We start from the raw sequence: 18,472 nt of genomic DNA, 5'->3' as shown, positions 1-18,472 counted from the left end.
TTCATCATTTTCCCCACCCCTGAACGTTTGTTCTATACCTAATTATACCATTTTAGCAATAGTGCGTTCAAGGAAAAAGAATGACTGAAAGAGCAGCGATTCATCCCCCACTTAGCAAGCTTGAAGTAGGAGTGTTCTCGCCGAAAATGATAAAGCTGTAGAAAACTAAGCTATTTAGGCAAGGAAGTATCCATCATATCTTCTTTGCTGGGAAAAGTCCCACTTACTTTTTCATTTTTAGAAGGGGGACTTGGCAATATAGTTATTCCTATTAGACCAAGAACACAGGTTATGGCGGGTACAAGAGCTATAACAGGATCTACCTGCTGTATAATCCAAAACACAACGAGTGATATAATATACATACCCCAACAAGCTTTCTCTACTTTTTGAATGGTTCTCATCCCCTTCACCTTACTGTTATTGTGATCATTAAAGAAAAAACGCTCCCTCTTTTCCCCTCACTAATACTTCCTTCATCAGATACTTGGTCCCTTCTTTTTATTACCCTTTTTTTATGCATTTTATTTATCTTAAAAATAGCAGTATTGCCCCCTATGCCATGACTTTACAAGGCAACTGTTTGAAGCTTGTTAGAAAAAACCTTGTTTTTTCGTAGTGTCTCTATTCTGCTCCTAACACTCTCTTTCATACTTTAGACCAACTTTATTGTTTATTTCTTCTCTTTTCATTTTAAAATGCTGCTTTTTTTGCAGCTCCTTTACCTCTATTTTTGAATCATCTCTGAATTATTCGCTAAATAAGCGGGCAGTTCATTCAGACGGTTAGTAAACGATTATATAAATAAAAAATGTTTTCGGACCATTTTCCATACAGCAGCTGTGACTTTGCTGATTAGAGATTACGTATACTTCTTTCATGAAAGGAAATCCTAATATAATCGAAATACCGTATGGAGGATTTTCTATGACTGACAACGATCAGGAAAGCGGAACATTACCGCAGGTTCCTGAGCCAAACTGGAGAGGCTTTATTGATTTGCCGGATTTTCCTTCTTTAGATAAGAATATTCATGTAGACGTGGTTATTGTAGGTGGCGGTATTACCGGAATCACATCCGCTTACCTTTTAGCAAAGGAAGGCCTGAAGGTTGCCGTTTTAGAGGCGGGGAAATTGCTGAACGGCCCACGGGGAACCATTACCGCTAAAATTACTGCCCAGCATGAGCTAATATACGATGAACTCATTCGCCATTTCGGAAAGAGCAAGGCGCGGTTATACTACAAAGCCAATATAGAAGCCCTGCATTTCATCAAAAAAACCGTAGAACAACATCAAATCCATTGTGATTTCAGCCTGCAGGATGCTTGTATATACGCTGCTACGGATCAATATGCACGCAGGATTGAAAGGGAAGCAGAAGCTTATGAAAATATCGGTATAGACGGTACGCTGATTAACACGGTTCCTTTCGAGATAGATATACAAAATGGGCTGATTATGAAAAACCAGGCTCAATTTCATCCAATTAAATACCTGGCCCACCTTATCCAAATTATTACGGAAAAAGGCGGGCTTTTCTTTGAAAACACCACGGCCGTTAATATTGAAACTGGAAAGCAGCCAACCGTTCTTACTCGTGAGGGGCGACGTGCCACGGGAAGCTATGTTCTGGCCTGTTCGCATTTTCCATTTTATGAAGGCCTGGGGTTTTATTCTACAAGAATGTATGCGGTTCGCTCCTACGTTCTGGCTTCCAAGACAAAGAAAGCGTATCCTGGCGGAATGTATATCAGTGCCGACCAGCCGACACGTTCACTCTGTTCTGCAACGATTAATGGAGAAGAAATCGTGCTTATTGGCGGTCAGAGTCATAAGGTTGGCCAAGGAAGGAACACGCTGGAACATTATAAAGCCTTAGAGACCTTTGGCCAGCAGGTTTTTGGACTAGATAAAATGGTATACCGCTGGTCAGCCCAGGACTTGACCACCCTTGATAAAATGCCTTATATCGGAGAGATAACTTCAGGCCAGCCAAATATCTTGATTGCTACCGGTTACCGGAACTGGGGAATGTCTAATGGGACTGCCGCCGCTCTGCTCTTTCGAGATATCATTTTGGACAAAAAGAATGTTTATCAAGATTTATATACACCTTCGCGATTCTATGCACATCCAAGCCTGAAAAATTTTCTAGTAGAGAATGCTAGTGTGGCCGCCCATTTAATTAAAGGAAAACTTGATTTGCCTGCTAAGAGTGCTGAAGACTTATCCAACGGTGAAGGTGCCGTAATTACTGTCAAAGGACATAGAAAAGGTGCTTATAAAGATGAGGAAGGTAAACTGTATATTGTAGATACAACCTGTACCCATATAGGATGTGAAGTCGAATGGAACAACGGCGACCGTACCTGGGATTGCCCATGTCACGGCTCCAGGTTTTCGTATACAGGAGAAGTAATTGAAGGTCCAGCTGAAAAACCATTGCAGCAATACAACCATCGTATGCTGGACAATCTTACCTCAGAAGATTCCGGCTATTAACGGTTGATGCTACCGCAGCAGAAGCACTTCGCTGCGGTTTGCTTTTTTCAGATACCGGTGGCAGACAAGTGCCTGCCCACCATTATTTTCTATATGGAACTCCTGCTAATAAAACAGTGGCAACAGGGAACTCTAACAAAGATATTGGGTGTAACGTACTGAGAAGACAGCCGCTTTTCGGTATTTTTTACTATGTTCTGATCACATTTCTAAAACAAAAATTTTACTGTATTACACTGATATCGAAATGTAAAAACAGGAGCGTGGAATGATGAAAGTAGTGGTAACAGGTGCAGCAGGAAAAGTTGGCCGATGGACTGTAAGAACTCTATTAGAAGCTGGTCATGACGTTATTGCTACAGATAGAAAATTAAGGGAAGAATCTGAATCAAAAAAATTTATCCAGGCCGAATTACGTGATTATGGCCAGGTCTGCCAGCTTTTAGCAGGGTGTGATGCAGTCGTGCACCTAGGAAATATTCCTACCGATGTGCGGAATACATCCCAGGCCATATTTGAAAATAATATGCTCGTTAATTTTAATATCCTTGAAGCTTGTAAAGACCTTAAAATACCTAAGGTTGTGTGGGCATCCAGTGAGACTGTTCTGGGATACCCTTTTGTTGCGGAAGATCTAAGTTACCTGCCTGTGGACGAAGAACACCCTTCCATCGTGAAGTCCTCATACGCAATGGCAAAACGGCTGACTGAAATCCTTTCCGAAATGTTCCACAAGCTTGCGAACACACAAATTGTAGCGCTTCGCTTTGCAAATATGTATGAGCCGGATGAATACGAGAAAATCCCTATCATGCATTGGAGTGAAGAAGGACAAAGGGATGTCCAAAAGAAAAATGCGTGGGCCTATTGTGATGTCAGGGACGCTGCAAGAGCCTGCCTGCTTGCAATCGAAAAGGATAATTTAGGATTTGACATATTTCATATAACAGCACCAGATACCATTTTCCCAGAAACTAGTCAGGAATTAGTGGATAAATTTTTCCCGGATGTCTCTTTAAAGAGGCCTGTAGAAGGTCATGAGACTCTCATGGCCATCGATAAAGCCCGGAAGGTCCTTGGCTATGAACCGCGTTACACATGGCGCAATGTTCTCAATAGTGATGGTAAAACCAAGGCACTGCCCGAGGACCAGCTTGCTTTATTAAATACCGATATATAAGAAGGATCACAGTAACAAACCAGCTCCAGTTTGCGCTGGATGAAACAAATTGAATATGAAAACTTAGGTAAAAGAAAGCTCCCTCTCCTAAATAAGGAAAGAGTGTTTTTGAAATGACAAAAAGCAATGGAGGATTCACTATCCCCATTGCTTTTTAAATATCATAATGGTTTATATTTTTGCTTAAATCCATTTCGAGTGTCATCTTTGCCAGCTGGTCCCGAGGTATGGACCCAACCTTAAACCGGACGCCCCAAGCCTTTTCGCCAAGATAAATGACTTTACAGCACCTGCTTGTTATCCGTTGAAGCTTTTTGTCTTATCCACGTAGAATCGGCAATGTACAGCAGCGAAAAGAGCCTCCGGATTTAATAATCTCTGTGATATCAACCTCAATTACATGATACCCCCGCTCCCTGAGGCGATTGTTTACATCATGATTTCCCATCAGACTAAATACCTTTTTTCGTCCAATTGAAAGTACATTTGTTCCAAGTGTAAATTGCTCTTTTTCAGTTACTTCAATTAAATCGAATCTTGATGAAAGCATATTTACTGTAATTTGGTCAATGGCTTCCGGGAAAATTAATGCTTCTTCTGGCGAAATAATATTAAAAACACAGTCTAAATGCAAATATCTTTGATTTAAAGAAATAGGGAGGATCTCGTATCCTGGTAATAAACGTGTAAGTTCTTGAATGGATGCTTTATTTGTTCGACTGCTGATCCCGACATAGAGATTGTGTCCATCAACGATGACATCCCCGCCTTCAATCGAATCTTCGCTTAGGGCGTGATAAGAAATTTGCTCTGACTCAAGCCATTTTTTCAGCTCATGTTCCTCTCCCTGCCGGATGTCCGCGGCCATTTCAGCAGTAAAAATATTTTGGCCGATTGTAAACCCGATGTCTCTAGTAAAGACTTGCTCCGGATACTGTTTAGAAGGTGCAAGCTTAATCACCTCTATTCCGTGTTCATTAAGAAGTTGACAAAACTGAGCATGCTGTTGTATTGCACGGTTAATATTAATATTTTCATGCTTATAATATTCTTGCGTTTCATTAATCACATCCCGTATAGTCATAAATTGAGGCTCGCATAAAATCACTCGGTGCAGTTCGTCATATTCATTGTTGCATTGTATATTCCCGAATTTTTTTGACAATATTTCCATGATTAACTCCTCTTAAAATGTACTGTTTTATGTAGTCTTCCCTTTTGTTAGGTATTCATAAATAAATGAAATAAAATTACAAAACCATCCACTTTGAGATGAAGTAGATGGTTTTTACTAAAATACCATATAAATTTCCATGTTGTATTAAACCCTCCAACCACTGTCCTGCAAATCCCAACACAAAAAAGCTTATTCTAACTGAATATATGTCGGTGCCGATCAGCTTACACGTTCACTCTTGAAAGACAAAAAGCAATGGAGGATCAATTGTCCCCCATTGCTTTTTGAACATCATAATAACTAATATCGATATCTATATCCATTTCGAGCGCCATCTTTGCCAGCTGATTCCCGAGATATGGCCCCGTCGTTAAACCAGACGCCCCTAGCCCATTCGCTACGATAAGACCCTCCCAGCCAGGGATAGGACCTATCACTGGAAGAAAATCGGCAGTATAGGGACGAAAACCAACCCTTACTTCCTGAAATATACTATTTGATAAACCAGGCGCTGCTTCTAAGCCTTTGTCCAGAAGCTCCTGCATCCCGCCTGCCGTGATGCGTGTATCATAGCCATTTGCAGGATCTTCATGAGTCGCTCCTATGACAACCCTCTGGTGATCAAAAGCTAAAATATATTTATTAAAAGGCGGCATTACGACAGGCCATGCGCTCGTGTCCGACGCTTCTGGAACCTCCACATGCAAAATTTGTGCTTTTTGAAAGCTTACTTTGAAATCGATGCCTAAAGGCGCTAATAGCTGATTTGCCCAGGCACCTGCACAAACAATCACCTCGTCAGCCGAATAGCTTTCATTGCCAACCGTGACTCCTGTTACCCGGTTCGCCTCGTATTGAAGTACAGCATTCCCCGTTAAAAGGATGGCACCGTTTCTTTGAGCGGACCGCAACAGCGCATCGCGCAGCGCACGGCCGTCCACACGGGCGCCTCCGCTGACATAAACAGACTGGTACTGTTCAGAAAGAAGTGGAAATCGATCCCGGGTTTCTTTTTCATCAAGCGGGACAATCTCACCGATTTCCGGTGCATCAGCTTTTCGTGTTTCGGCACGCTCTTCCATTTTTCTGATTTTTTCTATGTCGTGGTGGACATTGAGAGCCCCTACTTGAGCATAGCCTGTTTCTGTCTCTCCTTCACCTTTAAGTTCTTCGATTAACTCAGGGTAAAAACGTGCCCCTTCCTTTGCGAGCTGGTACCAGGCCTTGTTGCGCCGCTGTGACAGCCAAGGGCAGATAATGCCTGCAGCTGCATCGGTCGCCTGTCCTTTATCTTTGCGGTCTATAATCAGAACCTCAGCACCCAGTTTCGCTAACTGGTAAGCTGCTGATGCCCCGAGAATTCCAGCTCCTACTACTATAACCTTTTTCATATTCACAGACCTTTCCATTACCATTAACGTTTCATTCCTGTTATGTATTATAACTTATCGCAAAGGATTGTATAAAGAAAGCGGCATGTGCTTGACTTCGAAACGAAATGATCCTGCTGGTGTTCTGTTTACTATTTGCTTTATGGTTTGGTTTGTAATCTGCTTTAAAGATCCCAGCAACGCTAATTCCTGACGCTCATTCCTAATTATGGTAATATAGAAATATACTTAAAGGAGGGATGGATCATGCATAAAATTCCAGAGATTACACTCAATGACGGGCTGACATTGCCGGTTATAGGCTTGGGTACATATGCGCTTAACGGGAATGCAGGTGCCAGCGCGATCCAAAATGCCATTTATGCAGGTTACCGGCTTATTGATTCTGCGTATAATTATGAAAACGAAGGAACTGTGGGCGAAGCTGTTAAGCGCAGCTCTGTTCCAAGAGAGGAATTACGAATTACCTCTAAACTGCCAGGCCGTTATCAAAACTATGATAAAGCCGTCACAACCATTCAAGAATCCTTGTACCGCGCCAGCCTTGATTATTATGATTTATATTTGATTCATTGGCCTAACCCGAAGCAGGACTTGTATGTAGAAGCGTGGCAGGCCTTAATTGACGCCCAAAAATGGGGTCTTATTCGCTCCATTGGAGTCTGCAACTTCCTGCCTGAGCATATTGAGCGTTTGGAAAAAGAAACGGGCGTTAAGCCAAGCGTCAACCAAATTGAGCTGCATCCATTTTTCAATCAGGAGCAGCAAAGAAAATGGCATCAAGAGCATAAAATTGTGACAGAATCCTGGAGTCCATTAGCCCGGGCAAATCACCTGTTAGAAAATGAGACCATTCAGCAAATGGCCCAGCACCATAACAAGTCCGTTTCACAGATTGTTCTACGCTGGCATTATCAGCTGGGAGCCGTTTCTATCCCGAAATCCGCTTCTTCTGTACGGCAAATTGAAAACATCTCTATTTTTGATTTCTCTCTCGATGAAACAGAAATGAGCCTGATTTCAGAATTAACCCGCCCTGACGGCAGAATTAACAATCAAGATCCTGCTGTATATGAAGAATTTTAAGGAAATGAGAAACAGGAGAACTGATTAGTTCTCCTGTTTCTTTATACATTCCACTACGTAATCCCATTATGCCCAAAAGTTCTTATTCTTCAAGCAGGCCCTTTATCCGCTCTACTTTATCTTCCATTTTACGTTTCTTATCACGGCGGTCATCGATTCGAATATTTGTACACACTCGGGCAAGTCCTTTTTCAAAAGGGACTTCGTGCATCGCCTGGATTACCTCAAACAATTTAGGCAGATCGCCTTCAATGATCGTATTCATGGGTGTTAGTTGAAAACGTATCTCCCCTTTTTCCTCATATTCCTTTAATACTTTTTGGATATCTGCCACATAGCTGCTGACACTTGGTGTTTGTGTGCCAACAGGAATAACCGTTACATCAACGATTGCCATTTTGTTCACCAATCCTTTTATGTATTTCAATGAAGAAGCTAACTGACATCTATCCAATCTAGACAGACGCTTTTACCATTATAACGTACAGCACTGGAATGGTTAAATAAAGCGAAGTGCGCTTAGCTGCAATCCGTTTCTGTGCCAAACCATATACTCCTGTCATGCTGTGGAACACTAGCCTTCAACATATTTTCTGGCTACCAGGGTATATGGACAAAATACCGAGAACAGTAACAGAGAATACAACAAAGAAACGTACTAATTACAGTGCAAAAAGTCAATGCTTACTGAAAACAGCTAAGAGTGTTGTTTCCTGATCTCCCTGATTCAAAGCAGAAGTTTCTGTCAGTCAGTACGAAAGGAGTACGATACATGGATTTTACCAGCTTCTATGATTTTCTATCTTTTTCGGTCCCTTTTTATGTGCTTCTGTTTTATGCGATTTACAACCGTTCTGAAAAAAAGTGACTTGATAGCCCATACCCATTTTTAAGTAAGCAGTTTCTATATGACTGTTCTTACACGAAGTAAAGGAATAAGAGGATGATCCATATTAGTCGAACTAATATGGATCATCCTTTATTAGTTATCGGACTTTTTGTAAGAATGTCATAAAAGAAAATGACCGACATAGAATCAATATTGTTTAAAATTCACTTTCTAAGGAGCGGGTAGAATGAGCGTATTATCGACATCTTCAATAAGAGCAGCAGTAGACCAGTGCATTGAAGCATGCTTAAAATGTGCAAGAGCTTGCGAAGAGTGTACAACTAACTGCTTAAAGGAATTGGATATTCAAACGAGAACCAAATGTATCCAAACCTTACAAGATTGCGCTCAAGTTTGTTTGCAGGCGGCATCTGTTGCAGGCCGCAACAGCCCATTCTCTCCACAATACTGCCAGCTTTGCGCTGCTATTTGTGAAGCATGCGCAGAAGAATGCGCAGCGTTCAAAGATACTTACTGCCAGGAATGCGCTCAAATTTGCCGCGAATGTGCAAAAGCTTGCAGAAATATAGCTTCCTAACGACTAAAAATCTTTTTTCGAGGGAATGTTTCATAATTACGGGAAAAAGTGAGCCTTAACTATCAAAAAGCTTACTTGTATGTCAAATAAATAGGCAGAAGCTGTAATGGCCAGTTTAGTTTCTCTATAAAATAATCATGAAGTGATCTTTCATTTAGTGAAAGATCACTTTTTCTATTTCTATGTCTTTATACATGAAGCAACCCCTGACAGCGTATGTAAACTCAAACAGCATGGACTGTCCTGAAAATCAGTAAAAACTAGCTTTTTGAACAAAAAAATTAGCACCACATTCCCCTTCAAAATCTTCAATTTAGTGGGGGTTAGGCGCTAAGGTCTTTATTCTCCCTGCTCTTCAATCTTTTTTCATTCGACCAATTGTCGCTTCTTGCTGGTAGCTGCTTATGCTGATTCTCTTTTCGGTTTACAAGTGATTTCCATTTTGATACGATCAACATATCGCAAGTACTAAAAAATGGAAGGAGGGTTTGGCTATGAAAATTGTGAAGTCGCTGCTACACAAAATTATAAACCAGACTGAAATCTTCAATAATACGCTGGATATTTACAATGACGCCCTGTCCTTCATCATCCGGGTTATCGACAAAGAGTTTGATAATACAGACGACCTGACAACAAAATCGATTGTGCCGGCAGTAGAAAAACTGATTCACGCAACCAAATCAAACCCTCTTCCAAAATATAAAGAGTTTAACGAACGTTTTTACAAGTTTCCGTCCTATTTTCGCAGAAGTGTCATTGCTTCTGCTTTTGGCAAGGTAAAGAGCTTCCGCTCTAACTATCAAAACTGGGAAAAAGAGCGGAAGCACGCTCTTTCCGAAGTAAAGAAGTTTAAGAAACAGCCTCCGTGCCTGCAGGCGGAACATAAAGAATTTCCTGTTTTTTATCGAGAGAACATGTTCAACAGAACATCCGATACGACCGCACAAATCAAGGTATTTCATCAGAATGACTGGGTGTGGGCAGATATCGAATTTAAAGGACAGGACCATTATAAACGGGGTGTCTGGCAATGGAAGGAGAACAACCCTAGGCTGATTAAGCGGGGAAAAAAATTCTTCCTCTCCATCAGCTATGAAAATAAAGTTACTTTAACAAAAACACCTATTCAAGAACAAAAAGTGTGTGCGGTAGACCTTGGACTGACGAATTCTGCAGTTTGTTCGGTTATCGATGCAAAAGGCACTGTCTTAGGCCGGACGTTTATTGACCAGCCTAAAGAAAAAGACCGTCTGCAGACGTTAACGAACAAGCTGCGAAAAGCCCAGCGGGCAAGCGGCCGCATTCATGCGCCAAACTTTTGGCGGCAGATCAATGGATATCAGCAGTATATTGTCCACCACACAAGCTATGAAATTGTCAAATTTGCGGCAAAGCATGGCTGTGACGTCATCGTATTCGAGTATTTAGGCAGAATGAAAACTCCAAAGGGGTTCTATGGAGCCAGGAAACTTCGTTTCAAGCTTCATGGATGGCGGAAAATAGGCATCCAGAACAAGGTGGAAGAAATGGCACACTGCCTGGGCATGCGCATTTCCCGGATCAATCCGCGAAACACCAGCGCCTTGGCTTTCGATGGCTCTGGAAAAGTGAAACGAAACTCGAAAAAAGACCTTGCCACGTTTTCAACGGGCAAAATCTATCACGCGGATTTATCAGCTTCGTATAACATTGGCGCCCGTTATTTTATCCGGGCTTTTCAAAAATCCATCTCGGAAACGAAATGGTTGTCACTTCAGGCAAAAGTTCCTGAGCTGGCAATAAGGACATCGCAGACCTTGTCTTCGTTCATTAGTCTCCATCATGCACTCGGGCTTCCAAAGGAAGCTTAACCAGCTGATGTTGTACTGTATTCAAGATAAGGGATGCTCCATCAAAACCTTTGATTTAGTTTAGGTGGAGAGGTTCACCAGCCCTTCTTTCACAAAACACATTAACCTTTATGCTGCGCTCATTTTATGGATTTAGACTCAGATGTATGTGTATATATTAAAGTCTATATATATTTCCAAAATTTAGAGCAAATCATGTTTTGGTTGTGTGTTTTTAATCGTTACCCTTGTCCTTGATTTCATTCGACGATGGTTTAACGGGTTCCAGCTCTTTTATATCAGCGGATATGAACCGGTCACTTGGCTCGTCTTTTTTCGGCTCTAAATAGTTCTCCTGTGGGTCTGCATTGGGGTTACGTACTTCTTCATTTGTCTCAACCGATCCAGTTAAAGATTTATCTTTGTGTGCCATTATCTTTTAACTCCTTCCACACATCAAACTAGCTCCATACGGTTCCATTTTTATCCTATACTGTCGAAGATGTCATACTTCATCAACATAACTGCTGCTAAATTAAACACACATGTAGTTTTACCAACGCAGGCTGTATTCATGCTCACTGAATAAGTCACTGATAATGCCGCTGTACTTCTTTTTCGTTTTTTAAATTTCTATATGAAAACACAATCCTCTTTTACCACCTGAGCCCCTCTGTACTTTCTGAAATGAACAAACTGCATTATCTCGGTTTTGACTTGGCATAGCGAGCCGGCTTTTCACTTAAAGAAACAGCCGGCTCCGCACTTCATTTTTGATAAATCATTTGCAAAACGTTGAAATAGCGGTCGTAATGACGCTCTCTTAAAAGCGCTAAATATGTCAATGCCTCGTCAAACGTAACGTGCCAATTTAATTTATAACGATCATAAAATGTCAGCGGATCAAGATGCACAGCATCTATAAACAATTCTAACGGTTCTTTTCCGGATAGTCTTACCACTGCCGACTCCATCCAGTTTTTTAATGATTCACTCCGTCTCTCATCCACGAGTGTATTCAGAACGAGCCATTCAAGTCCATTAATACCCGCCTTCAGCTTGTCCTCTATAATTTCATTTTCAGCCTTGTAAGCTGCTTCAGACCGATTTACGTACTCTCGAAAGCTTTCAATCATTTTATCTCCTCCTACACTCGAATTTCATTTGTTACATTGCAGCCGCATAACATTAGACCCGTCACGTAATCAGCGATAAGGCGGTTCGTTGATCAACCACTCTTTTCCTTCATGAGCGGACCAATTATTTCTCTTTACCTTTACCAACGTAACCTGCATTTGTAAACACCCGCATACTATTCAAAAAGAGAGCAATTAATCGGTTTTGCTATTTTTCCTTTAGAGAGAATACACTAACCGATGCCGCTTTTGTCGTAATTTGACGCATAAAAAATGTAGGGATATCACTTACTTTGTAGGATAATAAAAAAAGAAAGGTTCATAGATTATTGCATGTCTTGACGGTCTGATTAAGCAGTTATTTTCCATTGTATACATAAATTGATGAGCAACAGTAGGAAGGAGTAAAAGAAGTGATTAACGTATTTTCTCATCTTCAAATCTTATTGTTAAATCTATTTTTTATTTTTCTTTTTTTCTTTGTATACCTTAAGTTTATTGAAAAGAAGATTCATCAATTAACAAACAAGCTGTTAATTTTCCTGGCCTCTGGAAGTGCTATTGTCTTATGTATGACGTTCTCTATCTCAATTGGTCCTGGCCAGTTGATCGATATGCGTTACGTCCCCTTTATAGTCGGTGCTTTTTATGGCGGTCGCAGAATTGCCTTTCTTTTGTTTTTCATTTTAATTACCTATCGTTTAGGCTTTGGTAGTTCCGGCTTCTACATCAATTTAGCTGGTAGCACGATCTTGTTTATTTCTCTTTGGTTTACGATTCCTTTTTTTGAAAGAGCCGTTAACTTAACAAAAAAAATGCGCTGCGTTATGGAAGTTGCTTTTCTTTCAGCGCTCTTTACAGGGACAACACTCAGTTTATTTGTTTCAAACATCATGAATACAAAAGATCTTCTGTCTTTTATCGTATTCCTATACCTTCAAATAGCTGGCGTTCTGTTATTTGTTAAATTTATCGAGAAAGCAAAAAATGATATAGCCCTCGCTGAAGAAATCAGAAAATTTGAAAAGTTAAAATCAGTGAGTGAAGTTGCTGCAAGCATTTCCCATGAAGTAAGAAACCCGCTTACAGCTACTAGAGGGTTTATTCAATTACTGAGTGATCAGAATCTTACCGCAGAAGAAAAAAATCTTTATATCTCCATCTCTCTTGAAGAATTAGACAAAGCAGCGTCTGTTATTACCGATTACCTTACATTTGCTACACCTTCATTAGAAAAAATAGAGATGTTGGAATTGAATAAAGAACTGGATACGGTCCTAAAAACCGTAACGCCTCTTGCTTTGGCAAACACCGTAGAGATTGATATCCAAAAAACAGAAGCGATCCATGTTGCCGGTGAACGTGAAAAATTCCATCAATGCCTGATCAACCTTATAAAAAACAGCATTGAGGCCATGCCTCATGGAGGAAAATTAATCATTAAGCTTCAGGAACTGAACGGGAAAATAGTCATGACAGTGGAAGATACAGGGGTTGGCATGACAAATGAACAAATTGAACGGCTGGGAACCCCTTACTTTTCCACAAAAGTAGACGGTACCGGGCTTGGCACAATGGTGGTTTTCAGTATTGTAAAAGCGATGATGGGTGAAATTAAAGTGGACAGTAAAATAGGCAAAGGCACTTGTTTTACGATCCTCTTTCCGGCAGTTGACCCTTCCCATTCTTCTACTGAGCAGCCTGCAGAGCAAGTCATCAGCCTGCCTGTCAGTAAAAAAGAAAATACAGCTCCTCTCCCTGCTTTTAAAGCAGGTAAGTAAAGGAGCGAACAATTATTGCTCTATAAGGACGTAAAAAGCTCATGATTATCAACCGGATAATCATGAGCTTTTTTCATACTTATTTAGCAGTTTGGACAAACTGTTGAATCGCAATTTAAGTTGTGCTGTTCTTACCGCCTAGTCTCTGCTAACTAATAGGGCCGGCATCAGAGTATGGAATCTACACCATCTGTTTGATGCGCCTGAATAAATGAAAATGAAAAAAGGATAATCAATGCCCGCTTCCTTCGGTGTACTGACCGGATCAATGTTCTTTCCAGCTGCCACTCCCTTATTCTTCCGTTAAGCAGCCTGCCTCTTTTAAAAAAGGAAATAACGCTTGTCTTCCTGCCGTCAAAGAGAGTGTATAACCTTTTCCATCGACAAAACGAACTTAAAGAGTGCACATACGTAACCATACATTTTTGCAAAAATAAATGGTGTACATTATTTTTGATTATTTTGGTTATGTTATAGGATCATCCACTTTGCTACTGGAATATATTCTTCTTTTATTAACCACCCTGGCTATCCGGTATACAAAAAATCCTTTCAAAAACCGACTTGACAAGTAGGGATAATATGAATTAAAATGTTTATATAATATAGAAAAACCGACTGGATCACCAGAGGCTCTTGTTTATAACAAGAGCCTTTTTATTTTCTGTAAAACGAATAAAAGGCAAGGAGGAATTGAGATGATTCTTCGGGAAGCAGTAGAAAATAGACGTACGGAATTAATTAACAAACTCATTGCTTTTGGTGTGTTTAAGATTAATGAAAAGCATCTTTTTGAAAACTCTTTAGGTGAATTAGAAGGTGAATATAATAAATTTGAGGGAACTGAGCATCCACATAGCCAACTTGGATCTATCCGCTGGTTCAATAAAAAAGCGAACAAAATGAATTGAGTTTTTTGTTCAGTGAATAGCTGAGCTTTCAGGATGATGAAAAGCCGTGGCCTTTACAATAGAGTCTTTTCGTTTATTTCTGTACTCGGCAATTGCTATATGAACCAAAATAGGATGGCTATACGCCATCCTATTTCTTTTTTTAAACGAACATATATGAATAACAACCATGCACCTTGTTATGCTTTTACTATTAAGCCCCTCAGTCAACGTTCTTTTCTGCTTAACTGTTGTTATTTTTAACCTGCCACGATGGTGCCTGCAGGCAGAACATGCCCAAACATCTCCTTATCAAAAACAAAGCTTTCTGAACTTCCCAGGGGTGATGCCTCCTGTTGATTGCGAAAATGCTTTAATAAAATGACCTATCCCATTAAACCCACATTCAATGCTGATCTGCTCGACGGTCAGGCTGGTTTCCACCAATAAATTTTTAGCCTGAATCAGCCTGTAATTTAAGAGATATTGATGAGGGCTGGTTCCTATATATTTTTTAAACGTACGACAAAAATGATACGTGCTTAAATTAGATATTTCACTCAACTGCTCGACCGTAATTTTAGATGAGAAATGTTCACCAATATACGCCAGTACAGCTTGAATTTCCGCTGGTATGTTTACAGCCTTCACGTCTCTTTTTTCAAACGTACTTCGGGTGCTTTCTAATAAATTGCCGAGCAGCTCATAAATTTGAAGAGAGATTTCAAAGTCTATTTCCTGGTTGGATGCGATAAGAGATAAAATATGAGGGATATTATTTTTTTCAGCAGGCAGTTTAAACACACATCCCTTTCTTTTATATAACTCGTTATACATATCCTGCGTATGCTTTCCGGTAAAGTGAATAAATTGGAAGGTTGTTTCTTCCGCTGCGTGATAGTGATTTTTTTCTTTACAGTCCAAAAGAACAATCTCACCTTTGGAGGCTGTAAATGATTGGCCTAAATAGTGAAAATGCATGGATCCCTTTTTGATATAAAAAAGGATAAAAGATTTCATGTAGTCGCGTGTAATGCTGTATGGAACATCTACTATATATTCACCGCCCCATAGAACATAATGATAGAGTTCTTTGGTTAAAGCGGAAGGCTCATAAAAATATAATCCCTTTTTTGTCTTGATGCCTGGTTCTACTTTTGGAATATAGAAATTCATTTTTTCACCTCTCACACATTGTCACCCTGATTGGACATCATTGTTTTTTCAGACGGGCTTAAAAGATAATGATACGGGAACCAGGTGAATAGTTTTATTTTAACACGGTACATTCACCTTAGGCACTTTTTAAAACGTTCTCATCCTTAGCTAAAAGGGATCCAGCAAATAAAAAAACAGCACCAAACCGCAATTTTTAAGCAAGATTTTGCAGAGTCGAAAAGGAACAGATGTATTAAACTAAAAGCGCATACAAAAATCAAAACACGTGAAGTGTTAATAAAAGAATAGATGAAATCTATTTCTTATCAGGAGGAATACCCATGAAATTAGCATTCAACGAAGGAACAACATTTGAAAGCGCTTCTCTACAACAAAACCTAGATTACTGTGAAAAACACGGTTACGATTTTATTGAAATTCGCTCAATCGACCAGCTGAAAGATTATTTAAAAGAGCATACATTAGAAGATTTAAAAGCATATTTTGACACCCATCATATTAAACCGCTTTCTTTAAATGCACTGTGCTTTTTCAATAACCGCACAAAAGAAGATGAAGAAGCCGTTATCGAAGAATTCAAAGAGTACTTAGAGATCTGTAAAAAAATCGATTGCTCATATATTTGTGTTGTGCCTTCTAATATTGATGTAACAGAAAAAGGAAAAACATTAACGGAAGAAGTAAACGAAAGCTGTATCCGTGTTTTAAGCCTTCTATCTGATTTAGCAGAGCCTTATGGAGTAAAGATTGCCCTTGAATTTATCGGAATTCCGGAAAATACAGTGAATACGTTCGCGCAAGCATACCAGATTGTAAAAGCGGTTGATAAAAACAATGTGGGTCTTGTATACGATACTTTCCAATTCACTGGAATGGGGTCAAGACTAGAAGATGTAACAGATGAAACAGCAGAAAAATTATTTATTTTCCATATTAACGATGTAGACGGTTTTCCAGTTGGCCAAATGCGCGATACAGACAGAGTATGGCCTGGACACGGTGTCATTGATTTAGAAGCACATTTGAAAAGATTAAAAGAACTAAATTATGATTTTGCAGTATCCGTTGAGCTGTTTAGACCAGAATATTATCAAATGGATCCAGAAGAAGTCATCAAAAAAGCAAAAGAAACCACTTTGGAAGTGTTGGAAAAGTACTATTCATACTCACGCTCTTAAAGACTCTTGGAATTAGAAATCGAGAATAATTATCTGATGTAACTGGTCTTGAAATAATCCAAAAACCAAAAGGGAATTTGGTATATTTTCTAAGGCCAATGTTCTAAAACCGGATATATTATACTTCTGGTTAAACAAAATAAAATAAAAGCAGCGGGTACAGCAGGTGTCTTTTTCCGCTTCTTGCTTCCCTCTGCTTTTATTTAAAGTAATGTTCATAATATGAAGCACGGCACGATGATGTTATTTCATCATCCTGTCTTTTTCTAAGCTGCTGCTTCTGCCATAAATTTCTTCATATAACTATCTGCGGTTGCTGCTAACGTTAAATAACATAAACAAGCTCCCTCTTATCAACAGGTCCGCCCCCTGTGTATGAGACAGGGGACAATACACCTTTCAAACAGCCTTATTTAGTCTCACTTGCTTCATTTAAATAGCCTCTCTTGTCCATAACCTTGAATAAAACAAAGAAGTGCCAGGCCTTAATAAATAAGGAATGGCACTTTTCTTTTTGGTAATTATAAATAATAGTTAAAATACCGTGTATCTCTTGCTAAAAATTATATTCCTCTATTATTTTCTTTGTAATCAGCTCATATCCTTTACTGTTCGGATGCAATTCATCACTAAAGTAATCGGTGCTCTTTTCCTTCAGCAATCCATTTGTTGCAATGAATTTGACGTGCGGATATTGGCTGACCACATCCTGACTCAGCTTGTTCCACTCTGTAATTACTGCTTCAATTTCTTCAGAATCAGGATACGGGTTATACAGACCCAGAAATAATACAGGTGCATCTGGATTTTCTTTTTGAATGATCGATAAAATGCGATGAAGATTATTCCGATAATCCTTTTCGGCCCACTGAATCCGGTCTTTATAAAGTGGATTCAGATCTCCGCCGTTGCTTTCAATTAAATCATTTGTTCCGATGAAAATCGTAAAATACTCAGCATTGGAAAGAGTCTTTCTCACATCCGCCTTCCTCAGCTGCTGCAGCAGTCCATCCGTTTGCTGACCGGGAATACCATAATTGTAGACCGTCAGAGGGACTTTATTCTGCTTATTCAGCACTTTTTCCAGCTTGTCTGTATAACCCTGTCCTGCCTGATCCCCAACACCATATGTCAGCGAATCACCGAGCGCCACCAGCTCTTCACCTGCTGAAGGACTCTCCGCCTTGTTCTCCTCTTCCCGGTGTAATAAAAAAACTCCTGCAACAGCAATAAGCACTGCAACAGCAACAGTTGTTATCTTTGCTCTTCTCATCAAAAGAACCCTCCTAAATTACATGGAATTCCCTTTATGTCAATGAAGTAAACTGATTAAATCTGGAAAAGCAAATGCCTTGCAGTTCATCCATGCTATCTTTCTAAGCTGCTTTTTCTAGCATAATTTCTTTAAAGAGCTGCAGTTGCTCATAATACTGAATCAAATAAAAAAGCCCCCTCCCTTACTAACCAAGGAACGGCGCTTGCCTTTTATTCAAGATCATAAAAAAAGAGAACAGCTCTCGCTGTCCTCACTGCTTGCCTGGCGGCGTCCTGCTCTCACAGGGGGAAACCCCCCAACTACCATCGGCGCTGAAGAGCTTAACGGCCGTGTTCGGGATGGGAACGGGTGTGACCTCTTCGCTATTGCCACCAGACTATATATGGAACAAAATTGTTCCTTCAAAACTGGATAATCTCTGTAAAGTAACGGCA

The 18,472-nt window shown here is 40.0% G+C and carries 16 protein-coding genes and 1 rRNA gene; 8 read left to right on the top strand and 9 right to left on the bottom strand.

Translation table 11 applies throughout. The features are described from left to right. Nucleotides 1–170: 170 nt before the first annotated feature. Nucleotides 171–404, bottom strand: coding sequence for a hypothetical protein (locus tag M3221_RS24925; protein ID WP_251274758.1), 234 nt, complete (start codon nt 402–404; stop codon nt 171–173). A 523-nt stretch (nt 405–927) separates the two neighbouring features. Here M3221_RS24925 and M3221_RS24920 point away from each other — a divergent pair. Then, nucleotides 928–2,505, top strand: coding sequence for an FAD-dependent oxidoreductase (locus M3221_RS24920; RefSeq protein ID WP_251274757.1), 1,578 nt, complete (start codon nt 928–930; stop codon nt 2,503–2,505). A gap of 268 nt (nt 2,506–2,773) precedes the next feature. Beyond that, the gene (locus M3221_RS24915) at nt 2,774–3,685 is read left to right on the top strand and encodes an NAD-dependent epimerase/dehydratase family protein (RefSeq protein WP_251274756.1); all 912 of its coding nucleotides are present in this window, start codon (nt 2,774–2,776) and stop codon (nt 3,683–3,685) included. Between the two features lie 319 nt (nt 3,686–4,004). On the opposite strand, the gene M3221_RS24910 is transcribed toward M3221_RS24915, so the two are convergent. After that, a complete protein-coding gene (locus M3221_RS24910; protein ID WP_251274755.1) occupies nt 4,005–4,859 on the bottom strand; it encodes a dimethylarginine dimethylaminohydrolase family protein in 855 nt (284 codons plus the stop codon). Nucleotides 4,860–5,125: 266 nt separating this feature from the next. Continuing rightward, on the bottom strand, nt 5,126–6,253 hold the full coding sequence (locus M3221_RS24905) for an NAD(P)/FAD-dependent oxidoreductase (RefSeq protein ID WP_251274754.1): 1,128 nt from the start codon (nt 6,251–6,253) through the stop codon (nt 5,126–5,128). 246 nt (nt 6,254–6,499) lie between these two features. On the opposite strand from M3221_RS24905, the gene M3221_RS24900 reads away from it, so the two are divergent. Further along, on the top strand, nt 6,500–7,339 hold the full coding sequence (locus tag M3221_RS24900) for an aldo/keto reductase (RefSeq protein WP_251274753.1): 840 nt from the start codon (nt 6,500–6,502) through the stop codon (nt 7,337–7,339). Nucleotides 7,340–7,421: 82 nt separating this feature from the next. On the opposite strand, the gene M3221_RS24895 is transcribed toward M3221_RS24900, so the two are convergent. Beyond that, nucleotides 7,422–7,736 (bottom strand): MTH1187 family thiamine-binding protein, encoded by a 315-nt coding sequence (locus tag M3221_RS24895; RefSeq protein WP_251274752.1) that lies wholly within the window; start codon nt 7,734–7,736, stop codon nt 7,422–7,424. Nucleotides 7,737–8,415: 679 nt separating this feature from the next. On the opposite strand from M3221_RS24895, the gene M3221_RS26455 reads away from it, so the two are divergent. Both M3221_RS26455 and M3221_RS24890 read left to right on the top strand, forming a co-directional pair. Next, a complete protein-coding gene (locus tag M3221_RS26455) occupies nt 8,416–8,766 on the top strand; it encodes a four-helix bundle copper-binding protein (protein WP_285882147.1) in 351 nt (116 codons plus the stop codon). Nucleotides 8,767–9,260: 494 nt separating this feature from the next. Continuing rightward, nucleotides 9,261–10,619: an RNA-guided endonuclease TnpB family protein gene (locus M3221_RS24890; RefSeq protein WP_251274751.1), complete on the top strand. Its 1,359-nt coding sequence runs from the start codon at nt 9,261–9,263 to the stop codon at nt 10,617–10,619. 214 nt (nt 10,620–10,833) lie between these two features. Here the strand turns inward: M3221_RS24890 and M3221_RS24885 are convergent, their stop codons facing one another. Both M3221_RS24885 and M3221_RS24880 read right to left on the bottom strand, forming a co-directional pair. Beyond that, entirely contained in the window at nt 10,834–11,031 is a 198-nt protein-coding gene (locus M3221_RS24885; protein WP_251274750.1) for a hypothetical protein, read from the bottom strand. Nucleotides 11,032–11,365: 334 nt separating this feature from the next. Next, nucleotides 11,366–11,734, bottom strand: coding sequence for a hypothetical protein (locus M3221_RS24880; protein WP_251274749.1), 369 nt, complete (start codon nt 11,732–11,734; stop codon nt 11,366–11,368). A 413-nt stretch (nt 11,735–12,147) separates the two neighbouring features. Here M3221_RS24880 and M3221_RS24875 point away from each other — a divergent pair, with 413 nt between their 5' ends. Both M3221_RS24875 and M3221_RS24870 read left to right on the top strand, forming a co-directional pair. Beyond that, nucleotides 12,148–13,515, top strand: a complete 1,368-nt coding sequence (locus M3221_RS24875) for an ATP-binding protein (RefSeq protein ID WP_251274748.1) — start codon at nt 12,148–12,150, stop codon at nt 13,513–13,515. A gap of 698 nt (nt 13,516–14,213) precedes the next feature. Continuing rightward, nucleotides 14,214–14,426, top strand: coding sequence for a Fur-regulated basic protein FbpA (locus M3221_RS24870; protein WP_251274747.1), 213 nt, complete (start codon nt 14,214–14,216; stop codon nt 14,424–14,426). A gap of 291 nt (nt 14,427–14,717) precedes the next feature. Here the strand turns inward: M3221_RS24870 and M3221_RS24865 are convergent, their stop codons facing one another. Beyond that, nucleotides 14,718–15,581, bottom strand: a complete 864-nt coding sequence (locus M3221_RS24865; protein ID WP_251274746.1) for a helix-turn-helix domain-containing protein — start codon at nt 15,579–15,581, stop codon at nt 14,718–14,720. A 323-nt stretch (nt 15,582–15,904) separates the two neighbouring features. On the opposite strand from M3221_RS24865, the gene M3221_RS24860 reads away from it, so the two are divergent. Further along, on the top strand, nt 15,905–16,762 hold the full coding sequence (locus M3221_RS24860) for a sugar phosphate isomerase/epimerase family protein (RefSeq protein ID WP_251274745.1): 858 nt from the start codon (nt 15,905–15,907) through the stop codon (nt 16,760–16,762). 556 nt (nt 16,763–17,318) lie between these two features. Here M3221_RS24860 and M3221_RS24855 read toward each other — a convergent pair. Then, nucleotides 17,319–18,035 (bottom strand): DUF459 domain-containing protein, encoded by a 717-nt coding sequence (locus tag M3221_RS24855; protein ID WP_251274744.1) that lies wholly within the window; start codon nt 18,033–18,035, stop codon nt 17,319–17,321. 262 nt (nt 18,036–18,297) lie between these two features. After that, nucleotides 18,298–18,414 (bottom strand): 5S ribosomal RNA (gene rrf, locus M3221_RS24850). Nucleotides 18,415–18,472 lie beyond the last annotated feature (58 nt).

The sequence above is a fragment of the Domibacillus indicus genome (genome assembly GCF_023715895.1).
GTDB lineage: Bacteria > Bacillota > Bacilli > Bacillales > Domibacillaceae > Domibacillus > Domibacillus indicus_A.
This window is presented reverse-complemented; position numbering and strand designations above follow the sequence as displayed.

Bases quoted from the DNA above. Each gene is read 5' to 3' on its own strand.
- M3221_RS24920 (WP_251274757.1), top strand. From the start codon at position 928: ATGACTGACAACGATCAGGAAAGCGGAACATTACCGCAGGTTCCTGAG.
- M3221_RS24925 (WP_251274758.1), bottom strand. From the start codon at position 404: ATGAGAACCATTCAAAAAGTAGAGAAAGCTTGTTGGGGTATGTATATT.
- M3221_RS24865 (WP_251274746.1), bottom strand. From the start codon at position 15,581: ATGAATTTCTATATTCCAAAAGTAGAACCAGGCATCAAGACAAAAAAG.
- M3221_RS24855 (WP_251274744.1), bottom strand. From the start codon at position 18,035: ATGAGAAGAGCAAAGATAACAACTGTTGCTGTTGCAGTGCTTATTGCT.
- M3221_RS26455 (WP_285882147.1), top strand. From the start codon at position 8,416: ATGAGCGTATTATCGACATCTTCAATAAGAGCAGCAGTAGACCAGTGC.
- M3221_RS24890 (WP_251274751.1), top strand. From the start codon at position 9,261: ATGAAAATTGTGAAGTCGCTGCTACACAAAATTATAAACCAGACTGAA.
- M3221_RS24915 (WP_251274756.1), top strand. From the start codon at position 2,774: ATGATGAAAGTAGTGGTAACAGGTGCAGCAGGAAAAGTTGGCCGATGG.
- M3221_RS24870 (WP_251274747.1), top strand. From the start codon at position 14,214: ATGATTCTTCGGGAAGCAGTAGAAAATAGACGTACGGAATTAATTAAC.
- M3221_RS24860 (WP_251274745.1), top strand. From the start codon at position 15,905: ATGAAATTAGCATTCAACGAAGGAACAACATTTGAAAGCGCTTCTCTA.
- M3221_RS24895 (WP_251274752.1), bottom strand. From the start codon at position 7,736: ATGGCAATCGTTGATGTAACGGTTATTCCTGTTGGCACACAAACACCA.
- M3221_RS24905 (WP_251274754.1), bottom strand. From the start codon at position 6,253: ATGAAAAAGGTTATAGTAGTAGGAGCTGGAATTCTCGGGGCATCAGCA.
- M3221_RS24880 (WP_251274749.1), bottom strand. From the start codon at position 11,734: ATGATTGAAAGCTTTCGAGAGTACGTAAATCGGTCTGAAGCAGCTTAC.
- M3221_RS24910 (WP_251274755.1), bottom strand. From the start codon at position 4,859: ATGGAAATATTGTCAAAAAAATTCGGGAATATACAATGCAACAATGAA.
- M3221_RS24900 (WP_251274753.1), top strand. From the start codon at position 6,500: ATGCATAAAATTCCAGAGATTACACTCAATGACGGGCTGACATTGCCG.
- M3221_RS24885 (WP_251274750.1), bottom strand. From the start codon at position 11,031: ATGGCACACAAAGATAAATCTTTAACTGGATCGGTTGAGACAAATGAA.